Raw genomic sequence first — 16050 nt, 5'->3', positions numbered from 1 at the left:
AACTGCGCCCGGGAGCCTTGCAAAAGGTTGTCGGGTTCCCGCCTGCGAAAAGACTGTGTTTTTGAAAAGACTATGTTCCTAAAAAAACTGATCCTGATTAACTGGGGCAATATCCCGCAGTTGGAATATGATTTCGGCCCGATCAACCTGTTTTCCGGGGGTAACGGTTCCGGTAAAACGACAGCGGCCGATGCCATCCAGACGCTGATGACCGCCGCCCATGACACCCTGTTTACCTTTAACCCAGGGCAGGATGAAACCACCCAGCGCGGGCGCGGTGGCAAACAGGTGCGCACCCTGGCCTCTTATGTACTGGGTTGTGACGACGGCAGCTACGCTCGTGTGGAGCCCACTGATTGTTATATCGCCGGTATTTTTCATCCCACCAGTGGTGAAGAGAGCGCTGAGCCCTTTACCGCAGTGATGGGCATCCGCGCACACCTGGATAGCAGCAGTAAGCCCGCCCAGGCCCGCCAGAGTGATTTGCGCTTTTTTGTATTCCCCGGCGAACAGTTGGTGATGGGGGATTTTGTTCGGGATTACACCGATGGCAAACACCTGCTGCCCCTGGATAAATTCAACCAGGTCCTAAGCAAGCAGTTTGAAAAAGTTGAGCAGTACGATAAGAAAAAGGCCTACCTGCGCCGCCTTTACGGCGCCCTGCGCGGACGCCGCGATGCAGTCTCCGATCGCGAGGCCACGCACGCCGCGCGCACCTTTGCCAACTTTATGGCCTACAAGCCAGTAAAGAGCATCAACGATTTTGTTGCCCAAGAGGTGTTGGAAAAGCGCGATCTGGGCGATGCTATTCGCTCGGTATCCGAGTTGATGAAAACCATTCACAGCATGGAACAGGAAGCCCGCCATATTGTGGAGCGAGTCAGTTCGCTAGAGGCCATTGCCCAGTCCGTAGAGCTCTATCGGGAGCAGTGGTTGCAGTTGCGGGTGCAGGAATATTTGTGCGCGCGCCACCGCCAGCAGCGGGTACAAAAAAGTTACCTGAGCGGCAAGAACGACCAGAAAAAATTGCGCAGCGATCTGGACAACAATGAGCGGGAAGTGCGCATCGCCTCCGAGCGCGTCGAGCAACTCAATGGCCAGCTCGTTGAACTCCAGGCCCAGCGCCTGGGCATCGATGCGTTGCGCAACAAGGACGAGCTGGAGCAGCGTATTAATAATGCCCTGAGCCTTCTGTCCCAGCAGCACACCCCCATGTCTGCCGAAGAGGCCCGCTGGCGTGAGAACCGCGAGGCCGCTGAAGAATTATTAAACCTGCTCAACTCCACCTCCGCCGAGCTGGAAATTCCCGCCTTCTCCGATAAGGCGCTGGTGCAGGCTATCAAGCAAGTAGCCCGCGAGGAAGACCTGCCGGACCTGCACAAATTGCTGGGTAAGGACTGGATTGACCTGGCCGCACTGGAGCCCCTGCGCGAGCGTGCTGCCAGCAGTGAGGCCCTACAGAACCGCCTCTTCGACCTGCTGGATAGCAGTGGCAAAGCTGGCACCAGTGATGAGGTTTCTCCCAAAGAGCAGATTGCCCAGCAGGCCTCCCGCTGGGAACAAAAAGTGCAACAGCTGCAAAAGCAGCTGCGCACCCAGGAAAGTCGTATCCAGCATTTGCAGGCCAACCGCGTTCGCTACCCCCAATCGGTAGAAGCGGCCCTGGCCGCTATTCGCGAACAGTGCTCGCAGGCGGAACCCCGCGTCCTGTGTGACTATGTGGAAGTGTTGGATGAGCGCTGGCAGATGGCGATTGAGGGCTATCTGGGCGGCGCGCGCTTCTCAATTATTGTGGAGCCGGAACACGAAGCCCGCGCAATTCGTATAGTGCGCAGCCTGCCCGGGCGCAACAACCGCGCCCGGGTGATCCAGGGGGATAAAGCCCGCCATGATGCTGAGCGTCTGGAGACACCGTCCAGCTCCATTCTCGAATTGATGGAGTTCACCCATAAAACTGCTGAGCACTATTTGCGCGCTTCCTACGGTGCTGTGGTACAGGTAGAGGATGAACACGAGCTGCGCGGTACCCGTCGAGGCCTGACCGCCGACGGTATGGCCAGTGGCAACTACAGCATGTGGCGCTGCGATATGGACGATGCCGAGCTGGTATTCGGCCAGGGCGCCCGCGCTCGCGCATTGGCCGCACAGCAGCGCGCCATGGAGCAGTTGCTGGAAGAGGCCGCCCACGTCAACGAGCGCCACCAGCTTTACCGCCGCGTCACCAACGCGGTGCGTGGGCTGGCCAATATTAAGCTGTTGTCCATAGTGGATTCCGCACTGACAGCCCAGCGCGAATGGCGCAGTGCCGAGCGCGCCCTGGAAAACCTGGATCTGAAGGATTTCGAGCAGTTCGAGCAGCAAGTCGATGAACTAAAAGCCCAGCTTAAAAACCAGCAGAAGCAGTTGTCTGATCTCCAGCGTCAAACCGGCTCCCTGGAAACAAAGTTAAAGAGCAACGAAAAACTTTTGTATGCCCTGTCTGGTGAGTTGGAGTCCCTGGACGATGCCGCCAGTGACAGCGAGGAGATGGTAAGGCGTATTACCGCCATCGATCCGGCTTTCGATGCCGAGAAAGTGCTGGTTACTGCCGACGAGCAGGTGGAGCGCGTCGCCGATAACTTCGATTTCTCAGCGGATATTGAAAGCTGGCAGGGGCAGCTGGAAAAATACAGTCGTCAGCTGGATCGTGCGGTCATGGAGTACAACGCCACTTGTGCCAGCGTTGATACCCTGGTGTTTGAGCCAGACCTGAGCGGTGGCCATAAAGACAACCTGTTCAAGTTGATCAGTGGCCTCGGCAATCAGGTTGAGACCCTGCGTAACCGGCTGAAGAATAATCTGCTGGTGGAGCGTCACGATCAACTGCTGGGATTGAAAAAATCCTTCAACACCACTTTTGTCACTCACTTGTGCCACGCTATTTACCAGTCCATCAACGACGGTAAGCGCGTGCTGGATGATCTGAACAAAGAACTGGAGCACCACCGTTTCGGCGCTGATCGCGAGCGCTTCCGTTTCGACTACCAATGGGTAGCGGAATTTAAGGAGTACTGGAGCTTCTTCAAGGCGGTGATCGAGCTGCCAAGTCTGGGTGAAGAGCAGAGCCTGTTTGATACGGATTTGGCACCCAAGCACCGTAAAGTGCGCGATCGCCTGCTGGATATGCTGCTGAGTGAGGACGAACAGGTGGCGCGGCGCGAGCTGGATCGAATCAGCGATTACCGCAACTACCGCAGCTACGAGATCTACAAAGAACCGGAGGGCAAGGAACCGATTGCCCTCAGCCAGTACGGCACCGGCTCTGGCGGCCAGCTGGAAACCCCGGCTTATATTATCCGCTCCGCAGCGGTCACTTCCGCCTTCCGCTTTGGTGAAAGTGGCAGTCATTTGCAAATGGTGCTGGTGGATGAGGCCTTTTCCAAAATGGATGAGTCCCGCTCTAAGGAAGTGATCCGTTACCTGACCGAAACGCTGGGCTTACAGCTGCTGTTTATTATGCCCAGCAGTAAATCCGGGCCTTTTATGGATCTGATCTCCAACCAGTTTGTCTTCAGCAAGTGCCCCAGTGCCAAGCCTATCGGCCAGCTGAATACTCGGGTGTATGTGGATCGCAAGGTGTGCAACCAAGAGCGTATCGCCGAACTCTGGGCCAATCACCGCCGCACGATTCGCCAACAGGCATCGCTGGATTTTATGGACCTGGTAGAAGTAGATTGAACTGAGCAGGCGTTTTTCGGGGGAAACCCCTCCATTGGCAGGGAGGCAACCGATGGAAAAGGCATTGCCCTATTGGGTAAAGGAAAACCCGCTATTAATCGGTATCCTGAATTTTATTCTGGATCGGCGGGACAGCCAGCTGCAACGCGGCAAGGAAGCCCGCATTAGTTTCAGGTTGGATTTGCGCGCAGGCAGTAAACTCTGGCAGGAAGTACTTGAACCGCTCAGGGACCCCACTCAGGATGAGCAGGAACTTTGGAGCGAGCTCCAGCACTTCGCCAATGAGTATCAATGCTTTGCGGTAAAGCCGAATCCCAAACGGCGACCGGGTATTGCAGAGTGGCAGGGCGCCCAGCTGATCTTTAAGGATGCCAGTGAAGAGCAGCTGCGCCTGTGGCTCGATCGCCCATCCCCCAATTTGCGCCAGTCTGCCTGGACCAGTTTACTGGAACCCTATGCCGACCGTTTTGAGAACCCCGCTGCTTTTCCCATTGAAGGGTTGGAGCTCCAGCCGGGATTCGACTCCGTTGAAGAGTTGGTCTCTTGTTGGGCCTCTATAGGCCGGGAGTTGGTATTTGCTGAGCAAATCTCCTGGCGGCAGTTGGCCGCGCGCTGCTTTAAAGGCGACTCCAAGTATCTTGAATTACATAGTCGCCAGTCCCTGGTGCGTAACTTGTTCCCGGAGCTGAGCCGAAAAATCCGCGAGCGCCAACTGTTACTCCATGCCTACCTGCCTAAACAATTTGTGCAGGTCATTTTTATAGAAAACCAAGATACTTTTATCAGCCTGGCGGAATTGCAGCCCAACCGCACGGGCCTGGTGTATAGCGAGGGCTATCAGGGCGGTGCAGAGCGGATTCGCAATCCTGGCATTGCTCGCTTTAGTACATTTAATGTGGTTGATGAAGCGTCTCGGCAGCAATTTCTCCAATGGTGGTATGGCAATGACTCGAGTCCATTGCCAGTTTTTTTCTGGGGGGATCTGGACTATGAAGGCTTGCGTATCGCTGCCGCATTGAGAAGAAGCTTTCCTGAGCTGCAGTGTTGGCGTCCCGGTTATGACTTATTGCTCGACTCTCTTCGCACTGGCAAGGCCCATTCCCCCGACTTGGCAGAAAAACTAGGGCAAAAACCCATCGAAATGATTGGCTGCCAATACGCGGATCAATATTTGATCCCGGCTCTCTCGGCAACCACTTCTTTTGTGGACCAGGAGGCTGCCAATTTAGGTGCTTTACTGGAAACCCTTCCATAGTCTTTAGGAAAGATTGCCTTTGTCGCTAATCGATAAATTTCTCTACAGTTTTTTCGCTCAGTGGCCCATGCAATAGCTTCAGTCAGCTTTAAAGCTTGTTTTTTATGCGCAACATCTCGGAAGATGCAGGAAATATGCGGTAAAAATGCCCTTTAAAAATAACAAGGGAAGTTCCTGGAGATCTCTATGCGTCAGTTTTCCATTTTGGTCATTTTTGCTTTGGCCTTTGGCGGCGCCGCTGTTTTATATGAGAAGGAAAGCCGCAAGGTTAAAGGCGTGTTATCCCAGATTACCGAGCTGCAGGCGCAAATGGGGGATTTGCAGGCGGAGGTCAATCGACTTAACAGCGAGCTTGAAGCCGTGAAACTCGCAGAGCGTCGCCGGCCGAATTTGTCCACTATGGCCAATCGTATCCGCCGGGAGTCCAACTCGTCCATGCCTCCCAAACCCGTAGCGGAAAAGCGATTCGAGCAAAAACGCTCCGCTCTGATGGCCTCCGATGTTACTACGGCCCCGCCTGCAATCCATTCGGGAGAAGGGCAGGGTGAGAACGAGGGTGATGAGTGGTCGCGCCCCACTATGGATGCAGACCAGTATCAAAAGGAGTCTACGGACAAGGAAGTGTTGGACCCCTACCAGTAATTTACCTTCACCGGTTGATTCCTGCTGTAAAGCCCGCAAAATACCTGCCTCTTGGCGCACACCGTGCCAGGTATTTCGCGGGTTTGCTGTATCTGGCAAATGCGTTTTACAGCCACTGATTGTGAGGGGGCGCCCCGGCCAATGTCGTTAAATAAATTCTACTCATCGCTCAATAGTCAACTCGAAGGCCTGTTATCAGCGGAGAATGATTGGCTAGCCAATACTGCTAATGCCAGCGCCCTGCTGTTTATGGAGTTGGAAGATATCAACTGGGCGGGTTTCTACTTTTTACATGAGGATGAGCTGCGCCTGGGGCCCTTCCAGGGTAAGCCCGCCTGTACTCGGATTCCGGTCGGTGCCGGCGTTTGTGGCACAGCGGTATCCACTGGTGAGTCCCAGTTAGTGGAAGATGTGCATCAGTTCCCCGGCCATATTGCTTGCGATGCGGTTTCTGCTTCTGAAGTGGTTATTCCGCTTTACGATAATTACGGCCGCTGCCTCGGAGTGCTGGATATCGATAGCCCTACCGTTGCTCGCTTTACTCAGGAAGACTTGGCCGGCTTACAGGGCTTTGCCCAGGTTTTGCTGAAATCCTCCGATCTGCCGAAAAGCTAATGGCGCTGTTGTGGCAGAAGCAGGTGGGAGACACCTGCTACGAGGTGCGCAACCACGGCGCCAGTGTTCGCTTGTACAGTAACGGGGTTTTTCACTCCCAGTGGAATCCCCGCGATCCCCTCAAGGGCTCCCTGTGGGAGCTGCTTCTGCTACCGGCTTTCTTCCTCCCGGAAAAGCGCCTCAACTCGGTATTGCTGTTGGGGGTGGGGGGCGGTGCCCTGATTCGCCTGCTGCAGACCTATACCTCAGCAGAGCGTATTGTTGGGGTGGATTTGGACCCGGTACACCTGCAAGTAGCCCGCCGCTTCTTCGGTGTTAGGGATGTTGAGTTGGTGCATGCCGATGCCAATGAGTATGTGACAGATTACCTGGAAAACCCCTCCAATGAGCCGTTTGATCTGGTGATCGATGATTTGTTTGGTCACTTCCAGGGGGTAGCACAGCGTGCCGTACCCGCAAATCAAGAATGGTGTTCCAGCTTAATGCGCCTCCTGCACAAGGAGGGTGTTTTGGTCAGCAATTTTGGCGATCTCCAGGAGCTTCGAGGCAGTGCCTGGCGTCAAAAAACTTTGCGCAGTCTTCTACGTGGCGCCTGGATGGCCTATATGCCCCAATATGAAAACCATATCCTGGCGGTAAGTAGAAAGACACTTTCCCTGTCGGAACTGAATGCCCGCGCTCCAGCCAAAATCAACCCCAGTAGATCCAGCTGTCGTCTGTATACCCATCACCGAATTTTGCGTTGAGTTTCCTGACTGGCGTGCCCAAACGGCAAACTAGATAGGGAGAAAAATGCCATTGTCGTTTTTTTGTGGGGTCTTGTTGGCGCCCTTTCTCACAGTCTGTCTATACTGACATTAGCGACTTATTACTCCAGGGCTCGTTAATGCGGTACAAAACAGTTGAGGAAGTTATTCAGGAAGGAAGGGATTTTCATGCCAAATTGGCGCTGCAATACGAAGAGTATGAGCAGCTTGCCACCAACAAGCGGGTTGAGCTGCTTCTAGATCAGCTTCGACGACGGGAGGACTCCATGAAGCACTCGCTGGAGAACTTCCACGCCGACCTGCCCCCTGGTGCCCTGCATACCTGGGTGCAATTTGCCCCAGAAGGGCGCGAGAAGGAGTTCCTGCAACGTCTGCGCAGTATTGATATTGATAATCTAGACGACATTGCCAAACTGGCTATGGATATTGAAATCTACCTGGCCGATCAATACCGGGATCTGGCTCAGGGGGCGGAGACACCCTCTGCCCGTGAGGCTTTTGAGCGCTTGCGGCAACTGGAGGAGTTGGAGGAGCACACCCTCTCTATGAATCTGTTTAATTTGCGCGACTATTGATTGTGCTAATTCTGCAGACTTTGCAGATCGCGTTAGTCATGAAAGCATGATTTCTTGTCCTGGCGACTGCTCGCCTTATTTGGACGTCGGCAAACTGCGCCCTAAGGGCGCAGCCGATATACACAGAAGCCCTTCTCTTTGGTGATCAACTGCACCTCAGAGAAGTAGCGTGGCCCCTTTTTGGCCAGCGGAATAAACTCATTCACCACAAAGAGCGCCGTACCGGTTATTTTCAATAACCGTGCGCTTTGTTGCAGAAAGCGATCGGTGAGATCGCCCTCCACCTGGAACCCCTGATGGAAGGGTGGGTTGCACAGCACCAGATCGGCAGCACCGCTTTCCAGCTCATCCCCGACATCCGAGGGCAGTACTACCCCTTTTATCCCTAGAGTCTGAAAGTTTTTCTTACAGGCGAGCAGGGCGGCGGCATTATTATCGGTGGCGGTAAAGTGGAAGCTCCCGAGTGATGCCAGCCGTGTGCTGAGGTAGCCGTAGCCACAGCCGAGGTCCACTACCTGGGCGTTTTCCTTGGGCAGCTCGGTGGTGAGTTGCTGGGCCAGCAGGGCGCTGCCCTTGTCAATCTTGTTCCAGCCGAATAGACCGGGCTTGCTGTAGAGGCCGCCTAACTCTGGCAGACTGCGGAGCTGCGGGTAATCCTCCTCAGCGATGAGCTTTCCGCCCTGGGGATGCTCCACTCGGTTAACGCTGCAATAATCGTTACCGCATTTTTGCAGGTGCTTACCGCTATCCAGGCGCTCCGCAACTTTCAGTGCATAGCTTTTAATGCCGCTCTGCTTTTCACCCAGTAACACCAGTTCGCCACCCTCACCGAGGAGTGGGGGGGCCTGATTGATGATATGGTGAACGATTGCCTTCTCTTTAGAAACTGAATAAACGATGCGGCGATAGCGGCGATCCAGCTCTTCAAAGTGAAAGTCGTTATAGAAGCTGCGCCCAACCTTACCCTGTGCCAGCTCGGCAATATCCCAGCGGTTGGTAAGGAGATCGCCTTCGAAGTGGAAACCCGGCTGTAGCAAGGGCTTGCTGTTTTCATCGGCGATCCACAGGGTTTCACTCGGCACCTGTGAGATTTCCTGGAGGAGAAGCGAAGACATATTCTTTATTGTACCGAAGCGATTTCTTCAGGAGTTAACAACCGGTATTCGCCTTCCTGGAGTTCTTCATCCAGGAAAATATCGCCGATTCTCTCCCGGTGTAGTTCGATTACCCGGTTACCCAGGGCGGCAAACATACGCTTGACCTGGTGGTAGCGGCCCTCACCGAGGGTGATGCGCACCTCGTTGGCATAGAGAATCTCAAGCTTGGCCGGCTTGGTTCTTTTCTTTTCATTGTTGAGCCAGATGCCCTTGGCAAACTTTGCCACTGCATCCTCCTCAATTTTCTCTGCCAGCAGAGCGTAGTAGGTTTTCTCACAATGGTGGTTTGGTGAAGTCACCTTGTGGGACCACTGGCCATCATCAGTGAGCAGTACCAGCCCGGTGGTATCGATATCCAGGCGCCCGGCAATATGCAGCTTGGCTTTGTTCGGCTCGTCGATTAAGTCCAGTACCGTGGGATGTTCGCCATCTTTGGTGGCACTTACATAGCCCAAAGGTTTGTTCAGCATAATATAGCGGGGCCCCGGCTCATGCAGGGGCTCATCATCCAGGCACAGTTCATCACTGGGCTGTATCTTGGTAGAGGCATCCGTGACTGTCACACCATTCACAGTAATGCGCCCCGCCCAGGCGGCGCGCTTTACATCGGAGCGGGAGAGATCGGTGACCTGGCTGACCGCTTTGTCCAATCGTATAGAACTAGCCAATCTTGCGCTCACCGGAATCGACAGACTGGTAGATCAGGGTATTGATGGTCATGGGGCCAACACCGCCGGGGACTGGAGTGTAGGCGGCAACGCGCTCAGTCAGCGGGCCCAGTTCGATATCGCCCACACCGCCTGGATGGTAGCCGGCATCGACAACCACTGCGCCATCTTTAATCCACTCAGCCTTGATAAACTCCGGTTTGCCCACGGCGCCCACTATGATATCGGCGCGGCGGATATGTTCGGCCAGGTCTTGAGTGCGGGAGTGGCAGATAGTTACGGTGGCGTTGGCGTTCAATAGCATGGCTGCCATCGGCTTGCCTAGGATAGGGCTACGGCCCACGACCACGGCGTGCTTGCCTTCCATTTCGATATTATAGGCCTCCAGTAGGCGCATAATGCCTTTAGGGGTTGCACAGCCATAGGCCTCTTCACCCATGGCCATACGGCCAAAGCCCAGGCAGGTCACGCCATCTACATCTTTTTCCAGGCTGATCGCGTCAAAACAGGCACGCTCATCGATCTGTGCCGGCACCGGGTGCTGAAGTAGGATACCGTGGACGTTGGGGTTGGCGTTGAGCGCCTCAATCTTGGCGAGTAGCTCCTCAGTAGTGGTGGAGGAGGGCAATTCCACCTGCATGGAATCCATGCCGATGCGGCGGCAAGCATTGCCTTTCATCTTTACATAGGTAGCGGAAGCGGGGTCATCACCCACCAGGATGGTCGCCAGGATTGGCGTTTGCCCACCGCTCTTCTCCTTTAGTACGGCTACCCGGGCCGAGAGTTCTTCTTCAGTTTTCTGTGCCAGGGCCTTGCCGTCCAGAACCAGTGCAGACATAGATGCTATCTCTAACAATAAAAAATCGATGGCTAATAGACCGGAGTCTGCTCCAGCACCTACTGTTAATAGAAGGGCGGAAGCAGGCGATTTTTAAAAACGCTTACTTTTTATCCGGTCGGATTCGCGAAGTGCGCCATTTTCGCACAGGTTGGAAATAATTTCGCCACTTCTGGGCCCAGATAGGCAAAAGGATAAACTTCTTTAAAAATAATAGCTTAGAAGCGTTGACATGGGCCGGGGGTATCATTACTATGCACGCACTTCGCAGCTACAGCGACTTACACAGCCACCTACGGGGCGGTTAACAGGGTCAAAGAGGTGCGAATGATTGGGAAAACGGGGCATAGCGCAGTCTGGTAGCGCGCCTGCTTTGGGAGCAGGATGTCGGGGGTTCGAATCCCTCTGCCCCGACCAATTTTCCGGGTTCACCTTGCGCCCGTAGCTCAGCTGGATAGAGCATCCGCCTTCTAAGCGGATGGTCGCAGGTTCGAGTCCTGCCGGGCGTGCCATCTTCACAAGATGGTGCTGGTTTGGCAAAAAGGACTTGGTCTGAAGCCAGATTGGCTGCAAGAGATATCCGGCAATCAGTACTGCCACAAGGTGCTGAAGTATATCACTGTTATGGTGGCCGTAGCTCAGTTGGTAGAGCACAGGATTGTGGCTCCTGAGGTCGCGGGTTCGATCCCCGTCGGCCACCCCAGATTCTTCCTTGTTTATCAAGGACTTAAAACCTCGCCTAGTGCGGGGTTTTTTCGTTTTTGGACTTGTGGTGCCAATCCCTGGTGCCAATTCTGGTTTTAGTGAGTGTATCTACGCGGTCTGGAGTGCGATTGTAGCGCTCAGCCATGGACCTTGTTTTATGCCCAGAGAAGCGTTGAGTGTCACCCTCAAAATCAGAGATTGCTTTAATTTTGAGGTCATGAAACCGAAAGCGCTTCTTGATTGCTCCACTTTCCAGAGCTGCGCGCTGCTCCCTTTGCCATACCGCATTGAAGCCGGTGCGTGTATATCCGCGACCGGTACGGCCTCTTAGTATGTGGGAAGTCTGCACCTTGGTTTGAGTATTGGTAGACAGGGCCATTTCAACGGCATCTTTTAGCCGAGGTGACCATAACTTAATCTGTTGCTTTCCCGTCTTGGCTTGAACAATTAATAAACCCTCCTCTTGAATATGCTCCGTCGAGAGGGCAAGTACGTCTTGTTGGCGCGCGGCACATAGGTAGGCTATCTCCATGGCGCACTGATGCATGAGGTGCCCCTTAGCACCTAAAAACTCCCAGAAAGCGTCATACTCCCAGTCCTCAACATACCGGCCTCCAGGGTTTTCCGGCATTGGCTTCACAGCATCACATGGGTTGCTGATATTCACGAGGCCGCGGCTTTTTCCCCAGGTCATTATTATTCCCAGAAAAGTCTTCTCTCGATTAGCTGCTGTAGGGTGTTCAGCCCCACGTGCATCCAAAAACATCTGAATGATAGGGGAGGTGATATTGTCTGGGTCCATCTCACCGAACACTTTGCGAATACGCTTGCTGTAGCGTTCGTAGTCTCGCTGTGTACTGGGCTTAAGGTGCTTAGTGTATTGGGGTGATGCGAAGTAGAGGTCAATTAAATCATTTACGGTAGAATTTTTGACCTTCTGGCCAGTCTGCCAGCGCTCATATGCTGCCCACACTTCAGAACGACTGGCGTCAGGTCCGGCCAGGTGTTGAATTGGGTATCCCCGCCTGCGTACTCGATAACCGCGGGGGTATCTCACAACATAGGGCGGCATCCAAATATTTTCAGGCTTTCTAAGTCTCCCCATTAACTAGCGGCCTCCAGATTAAATCCAAGAGGGAGTGCTTTACCCCTTGGTCGTGAAGCTAATTTGGATTGGTTGACCATGGCCCAGGTTACGACTGGTGTGCCATCCCTGCGGCGTACATAAGGAATCTGATTTTCCTCTAACACCGACTTCTGTAACTCAGAAGACTTTGCTCCGGTCAATCTACGCAGCTGGGCATCGGTAAGTATCTCGCTCATAATCCTTTCCTGTAAGCTAACGCGCAAACATAGTGGCTATGCCACCCTCAATAATTCCGGTCTGTACTTTCATGCTGCCACCTCTGCCCGTTCAACCCTGCGAAACTCAATCACCCATACCCATGGGTTTTTGTCCCAGTAGTCGTCGCCATAAATGGATTTCCACATCCGGCTAAATGCGGTAACTGGATAACCACCTAAATTGCTATTCTGGTGATACGTTGGCCGCGCTTTAAAGCTGTCTATCCAAGATTGAATCCCCTCAGCAATGGCATCATCGCCGTTGATACCTTGAATACGCTCAACGCGAACATTAGTTATTTCTAAGGTGATACGGCTGGCCCAGCGGGGCATGTGGATTGATGGCTTCCACTTTATGGGTTGTTCCATCCCATTGCAGTCATAACAGCGCACGGCATCTGGTTTAGAGGCTCGATAGACGATCTGTTCATGTGGCGAGCCTCCCAATGAGCGAACCTCATAACCAAATGTCTCACGCACCCATAGGCGGTCACCGGGTTCACCGTAGGAGCAATTAATATCTACAAACCCGCTTTGCCAGGCACTGTTGATCTCCTGATATAAGGAGCGGCCAGCAGGTAAACCACCCATTTGCTTGATAGCCTCCTCATCGTTTACACCATTAAATGGCTGTGGCTTTATAAGCCTGCGCGTCTGGGTTTTGCGGCCATCCAGAATTGCCCGCACATCTTGGGCATTAAATAGGATCGGCTTTTCCTGTTTTGGTGAAATCACAGGAGTGCCTCCAGCTCTTCGCGCAGCTCTGAATACAGTTCCTTCGCATCTTCTAACCCTTGCAGCCCCTCTAACAGGGCTCCATTCGACTCATCTGTGCGAGCAGAGACATAGGTAGTGATAAGGCACTCAACCTTCTTCATCAGCGCATCCACTGGGCTCTCGTCTTGCTGCTCTGCAGCTTTTTCAGTTTCACTTGCCAGGGGTAGGAGCTTGTAATCGCATCGATAATCGACACCATCATCCCAGTAGTTGCCATCCTCATCACAGCCATCGTCGTCAAGCTGATCCTCTGGAGGTCTATGCTGCAGATCGGTCTGGGTCGCCACTAGCGAAACCCTGCCCACAAGAACCCCTTCAACTTCTTCATCCCAGGTGTCCTGGCAGTAATCTGGAATCTCGCCCTCTGCATGCTCCTTGGCCTCTTCCTCAGTGGAAAAAAATAAGAAGTCGCCGTCAGGGCTATACGAAAACCACGGCTTATCTGCAGTTGGCTCTGAGTGTTTCCGGAAAAAATCCCTATGAGCTCTCTGTTCAGGTGTCATCACTTCATTCCCCCATTCCGTCGATGTTTTGCGTTGCGGTAGCCGGTCCAAACAACAGCCCGCACCATATCCCCATTAAATAAAATAGGTCTTTCCTTCATTATGCTGCTCTCCCTTTTTCTTGCTTACGGTTCGGCAGAATCTCCGCCTGCCAGCCGTGGTCTTTGTAGTGGTTGGGGTTGGCTTGGTTTTGGATATTGTCCAGCTCTGGGCGCACCAGTTCGGCCAAGTCGTTTAGGCGGACTCCGCGGGCTTCGAACTCGGTGGAGTCGGTATAGCGTTCGCCCTTTGGGGTTTTGCACTCAACAAAAACCGTTACCAGCCAGTGGTGTTGCCAGTTGAGGATTTCGTGCTGTAGCTTGGCGCGGGCAATATCACCAACAGCGCCGCCTTGACGTCGATGACTGATGTCGAGAATGGGGTCGCCATCGGTATCCAGGCCGGTGCTGCTTCGGGCGGTGAGGACCAAGCCGGGCAGCCAGCGGTTAACCAGGCGGGCGTGTTGTGCCTGCTTGCTCATGGGTTTGCGGGGTTTACGCTTGGCCACTGCTTTCTTCCTCTGGTGGGTGTCCTGCGCAGCGCCCAGTAGAGTCCATGTTGTCGCAGCCGCTATAGTAGCTAAGTCCTTTCTCCTGCTGTTTGCGCAGAAAATGCCGTACCTCATTTGGGGACATTTCTCTCCCGGTTTCAGCATCCTGCAAAATCCCATCTAGCCATTTGTCGGATTTCCTCAACGCGCCTTGGATATCAATGCATATATGACGAGTTACTCCTGAAACAAAGTTTGTCATGTTCTCCACCTGATTAAGTTATTAATTACCTCTACCCACTTAGCCCGCACTGGGCGGGCTTAGGTCAGTATTTAATTTTCAGCAGGCCTGAGGCTGGGCGGTTTCGAATAACCCTGCAGGGCAAGTCTTATCTTTCCGTTCTTTCAACTTTCCATCCACCACGCTGTAAATCTTTGCGGTGTCTGTTTTCTTGTCGAATATCTGAATCCAGCTGGTGAAAATATCGTTTTTGGCAATTTGTGTTGCCACTTCAAAGGCTTCTTTTTCTGTGTGGTATGACTGCTTAAAATCTATTACGCCACCCATCTCAAGGTTGTAGGCGCCGTAAAATAGGGCGTATGGTTTCATTGGATCTTGGTCCTGTATTAGGGCCCAGTATCTGCGGCCCGAAGCAACTAAGTTTGTGGTTAGGGTGAGAAGGTGCCGATATAGGTGTCTATTATTGGGCTGGTTGTATCATCTAAACTGAATGCTTCGCCGAGTTTGGTTTCAAGTTCTCTGCCCATATCTTCTTGAATGGCTTCCAGCCGTTTGATGCGAACGCTGAGCATAGGAGCTTCACGTCCGGTAATTACCGATAAGCGCAGATCAAAAGCTCTAAGTTTTAGATCGTTGTAAGGCTCACACTCAAAAATAAAGCCGGCTGGTAATCCCTCATCACTGCGGGCTTCGATATTTTCCAAGGCACTACGGCTAGATTTAAAGTCTTCAACGGAGTGATCCTCTTTGCGTGAGGATTCGATAGTGAGACGACGCACGGCGGCGATGGCTTTGCTGTTATTTATCGTTTCGCCGTCTGCGGAGTAGCAGACAATGTTGTCGGTGTAGTCTTCCATAAATTCAGCCAGGTGTTTTTGACTGAGTCTTTCACCGTTGATGCCTAACAGGGCGCGATATTCTGCAGTTTTGACAAGTGCTACTTCTGCAGAGAAATCTGCATGGCCTGGTTGGGTGCTATTACCCAGGTTAAAAATTGTTTCTGCAGACATTCTCTCAGGATTGACAAAACATGCTGAAGAACCTGCACAGTGATGCCCGAGGGAGTACTCAATAAAATCTTTCAAAGCAGTTGTGTGCATTGCGCCTCGCAGGCGGGTTCTGCCAGGCAAATAACCCTCGAGGTCGTGCAGCTTGAAGTCTATGGGCGCAGCCAAAATTGGCGTTTGGAGCTGTTTTCCGTGAATGGCGGCATCGAGTGTTGCTACAGTTTGGCATTGCTTAATTTCCTTTACTGCGCTTTGATCCATGGTCATTGGTAAATCCTTCTTTTCTTTTTTAGGTTTGACTTGGGTTTGAAAGAAATGGGTTTTAAGGCTTAGCCGTTGCTTTTAAGTTTGGCGACGTTGCCGTTGCTCTCTTGGTCAAACAGCGGTGGCTGCTTTTCAGGGTAGAGACTTAGGGCGCCTTTGGTGCCGACGTACATTGGTGTAGAAGTGGCGTCATCTTGGATAATTGAGCCGCGCATGGTCGGCTTCTTGAATTTCACGGTGTGTTCAATTTGGACCTGGGCGCTGTTCTTGATTGTTGACATTTTCAGGTTGATATTCACCTCGCCTTTTTTCTCGTGGTCGCTGACAGCGCCGGCTACTTCACTGAGGGTGTGAGCTAGTTTTTCTATAAATAGTCCGCCGTCTAAGTCGGCGAAAAGCTGGGTGACGTTTGTGCTCATTGGATGCTCCAAGTTTTTTTAAAGTAG

At 53.0% G+C, this 16050-nt stretch carries 18 protein-coding genes and 3 tRNA genes; 9 read left to right on the top strand and 12 right to left on the bottom strand.

The genetic code is table 11. The features are described from left to right. Positions 1–72: 72 nt before the first annotated feature. The 6 genes from LC073_RS14565 (at position 73) to LC073_RS14540 (ending at position 7571) form a co-directional block, all read left to right on the top strand. A complete protein-coding gene (locus LC073_RS14565; protein WP_226647980.1) occupies positions 73–3717 on the top strand; it encodes an ATP-binding protein in 3645 nt (1214 codons plus the stop codon). Between the two features lie 52 nt (positions 3718–3769). Beyond that, positions 3770–4972 (top strand): Wadjet anti-phage system protein JetD domain-containing protein, encoded by a 1203-nt coding sequence (locus LC073_RS14560; RefSeq protein WP_226647979.1) that lies wholly within the window; start codon positions 3770–3772, stop codon positions 4970–4972. A gap of 186 nt (positions 4973–5158) precedes the next feature. Continuing rightward, on the top strand, positions 5159–5614 hold the full coding sequence (locus LC073_RS14555) for a hypothetical protein (RefSeq protein ID WP_226647978.1): 456 nt from the start codon (positions 5159–5161) through the stop codon (positions 5612–5614). A 141-nt stretch (positions 5615–5755) separates the two neighbouring features. Continuing rightward, on the top strand, positions 5756–6229 hold the full coding sequence (locus LC073_RS14550) for a GAF domain-containing protein (RefSeq protein WP_226647977.1): 474 nt from the start codon (positions 5756–5758) through the stop codon (positions 6227–6229). Then, a complete protein-coding gene (locus LC073_RS14545; protein ID WP_226647976.1) occupies positions 6229–6975 on the top strand; it encodes a methyltransferase domain-containing protein in 747 nt (248 codons plus the stop codon). The genes LC073_RS14550 and LC073_RS14545 overlap by 1 nt, the downstream gene beginning before the upstream one ends. 140 nt (positions 6976–7115) lie before the next feature. Then, on the top strand, positions 7116–7571 hold the full coding sequence (locus tag LC073_RS14540) for a hypothetical protein (protein ID WP_152453116.1): 456 nt from the start codon (positions 7116–7118) through the stop codon (positions 7569–7571). A 101-nt stretch (positions 7572–7672) separates the two neighbouring features. Here the strand turns inward: LC073_RS14540 and LC073_RS14535 are convergent, their stop codons facing one another. Genes LC073_RS14535 through folD form a run of 3 tightly spaced genes read right to left on the bottom strand, consistent with a single transcriptional unit; the run spans position 7673 to position 10234 of the window. Continuing rightward, on the bottom strand, positions 7673–8653 hold the full coding sequence (locus LC073_RS14535) for a methyltransferase (protein ID WP_226647975.1): 981 nt from the start codon (positions 8651–8653) through the stop codon (positions 7673–7675). A 38-nt stretch (positions 8654–8691) separates the two neighbouring features. Then, positions 8692–9396 carry a 16S rRNA pseudouridine(516) synthase RsuA gene (rsuA, locus tag LC073_RS14530; RefSeq protein WP_226647974.1) on the bottom strand — a complete coding sequence of 235 codons (705 nt, stop codon included), beginning with the start codon at positions 9394–9396 and terminating at the stop codon, positions 8692–8694. Further along, positions 9389–10234 (bottom strand): bifunctional methylenetetrahydrofolate dehydrogenase/methenyltetrahydrofolate cyclohydrolase FolD, encoded by an 846-nt coding sequence (folD, locus tag LC073_RS14525; protein ID WP_226647973.1) that lies wholly within the window; start codon positions 10232–10234, stop codon positions 9389–9391. Before folD ends, rsuA begins: the two co-directional genes overlap by 8 nt. Before the next feature lie 340 nt (positions 10235–10574). Here folD and LC073_RS14520 point away from each other — a divergent pair. The 3 genes from LC073_RS14520 to LC073_RS14510 all read left to right on the top strand — a co-directional run bounded on the left by LC073_RS14520 (position 10575) and on the right by LC073_RS14510 (position 10937). Beyond that, positions 10575–10651 (top strand) — tRNA-Pro (locus LC073_RS14520). 18 nt (positions 10652–10669) lie between these two features. Then, a tRNA-Arg gene (locus LC073_RS14515) sits at positions 10670–10746 on the top strand. Positions 10747–10861: 115 nt separating this feature from the next. Next, a tRNA-His gene (locus LC073_RS14510) sits at positions 10862–10937 on the top strand. Positions 10938–10973: 36 nt separating this feature from the next. Here the strand turns inward: LC073_RS14510 and LC073_RS14505 are convergent. The 9 genes from LC073_RS14505 to LC073_RS14465 form a co-directional block, all read right to left on the bottom strand. Next, positions 10974–11996, bottom strand: a complete 1023-nt coding sequence (locus tag LC073_RS14505) for a tyrosine-type recombinase/integrase (protein ID WP_226647972.1) — start codon at positions 11994–11996, stop codon at positions 10974–10976. Between the two features lie 47 nt (positions 11997–12043). Next, complete coding sequence (locus tag LC073_RS14500; protein WP_226647971.1) at positions 12044–12262, bottom strand: DUF4224 domain-containing protein; 219 nt, start codon at positions 12260–12262, stop codon at positions 12044–12046. 69 nt (positions 12263–12331) lie between these two features. Next, positions 12332–13018, bottom strand: coding sequence for a hypothetical protein (locus tag LC073_RS14495; RefSeq protein ID WP_226647970.1), 687 nt, complete (start codon positions 13016–13018; stop codon positions 12332–12334). Beyond that, positions 13015–13566 (bottom strand): hypothetical protein, encoded by a 552-nt coding sequence (locus LC073_RS14490; RefSeq protein ID WP_226647969.1) that lies wholly within the window; start codon positions 13564–13566, stop codon positions 13015–13017. The genes LC073_RS14495 and LC073_RS14490 overlap by 4 nt, the downstream gene beginning before the upstream one ends. A gap of 97 nt (positions 13567–13663) precedes the next feature. Then, positions 13664–14110: a hypothetical protein gene (locus LC073_RS14485; protein ID WP_226647968.1), complete on the bottom strand. Its 447-nt coding sequence runs from the start codon at positions 14108–14110 to the stop codon at positions 13664–13666. Continuing rightward, the gene (locus LC073_RS14480; RefSeq protein ID WP_226647967.1) at positions 14097–14237 is read right to left on the bottom strand and encodes a hypothetical protein; all 141 of its coding nucleotides are present in this window, start codon (positions 14235–14237) and stop codon (positions 14097–14099) included. The genes LC073_RS14485 and LC073_RS14480 overlap by 14 nt, the downstream gene beginning before the upstream one ends. Positions 14238–14432: 195 nt before the next feature. Beyond that, entirely contained in the window at positions 14433–14702 is a 270-nt protein-coding gene (locus LC073_RS14475; protein WP_226647966.1) for a hypothetical protein, read from the bottom strand. 59 nt (positions 14703–14761) lie between these two features. Continuing rightward, on the bottom strand, positions 14762–15607 hold the full coding sequence (locus LC073_RS14470; protein WP_226647965.1) for a DUF2303 family protein: 846 nt from the start codon (positions 15605–15607) through the stop codon (positions 14762–14764). Between the two features lie 62 nt (positions 15608–15669). Then, a complete protein-coding gene (locus LC073_RS14465) occupies positions 15670–16023 on the bottom strand; it encodes a hypothetical protein (protein WP_226647964.1) in 354 nt (117 codons plus the stop codon). Positions 16024–16050 lie beyond the last annotated feature (27 nt).

This window comes from Microbulbifer variabilis, assembly GCF_020524905.1.
GTDB classification, from domain to species: Bacteria; Pseudomonadota; Gammaproteobacteria; order Pseudomonadales; family Cellvibrionaceae; genus Microbulbifer; species Microbulbifer variabilis_A.
This window is presented reverse-complemented; position numbering and strand designations above follow the sequence as displayed.

Bases quoted from the DNA above. Each gene is read 5' to 3' on its own strand.
- LC073_RS14565 (WP_226647980.1), top strand. From the start codon at position 73: ATGTTCCTAAAAAAACTGATCCTGATTAACTGGGGCAATATCCCGCAG.
- LC073_RS14560 (WP_226647979.1), top strand. From the start codon at position 3,770: ATGGAAAAGGCATTGCCCTATTGGGTAAAGGAAAACCCGCTATTAATC.
- LC073_RS14555 (WP_226647978.1), top strand. From the start codon at position 5,159: ATGCGTCAGTTTTCCATTTTGGTCATTTTTGCTTTGGCCTTTGGCGGC.
- LC073_RS14550 (WP_226647977.1), top strand. From the start codon at position 5,756: ATGTCGTTAAATAAATTCTACTCATCGCTCAATAGTCAACTCGAAGGC.
- LC073_RS14545 (WP_226647976.1), top strand. From the start codon at position 6,229: ATGGCGCTGTTGTGGCAGAAGCAGGTGGGAGACACCTGCTACGAGGTG.
- LC073_RS14540 (WP_152453116.1), top strand. From the start codon at position 7,116: ATGCGGTACAAAACAGTTGAGGAAGTTATTCAGGAAGGAAGGGATTTT.
- folD (WP_226647973.1), bottom strand. From the start codon at position 10,234: ATGTCTGCACTGGTTCTGGACGGCAAGGCCCTGGCACAGAAAACTGAA.
- LC073_RS14500 (WP_226647971.1), bottom strand. From the start codon at position 12,262: ATGAGCGAGATACTTACCGATGCCCAGCTGCGTAGATTGACCGGAGCA.
- LC073_RS14480 (WP_226647967.1), bottom strand. From the start codon at position 14,237: ATGTCCCCAAATGAGGTACGGCATTTTCTGCGCAAACAGCAGGAGAAA.
- LC073_RS14475 (WP_226647966.1), bottom strand. From the start codon at position 14,702: ATGAAACCATACGCCCTATTTTACGGCGCCTACAACCTTGAGATGGGT.
- LC073_RS14470 (WP_226647965.1), bottom strand. From the start codon at position 15,607: ATGACCATGGATCAAAGCGCAGTAAAGGAAATTAAGCAATGCCAAACT.
- LC073_RS14465 (WP_226647964.1), bottom strand. From the start codon at position 16,023: ATGAGCACAAACGTCACCCAGCTTTTCGCCGACTTAGACGGCGGACTA.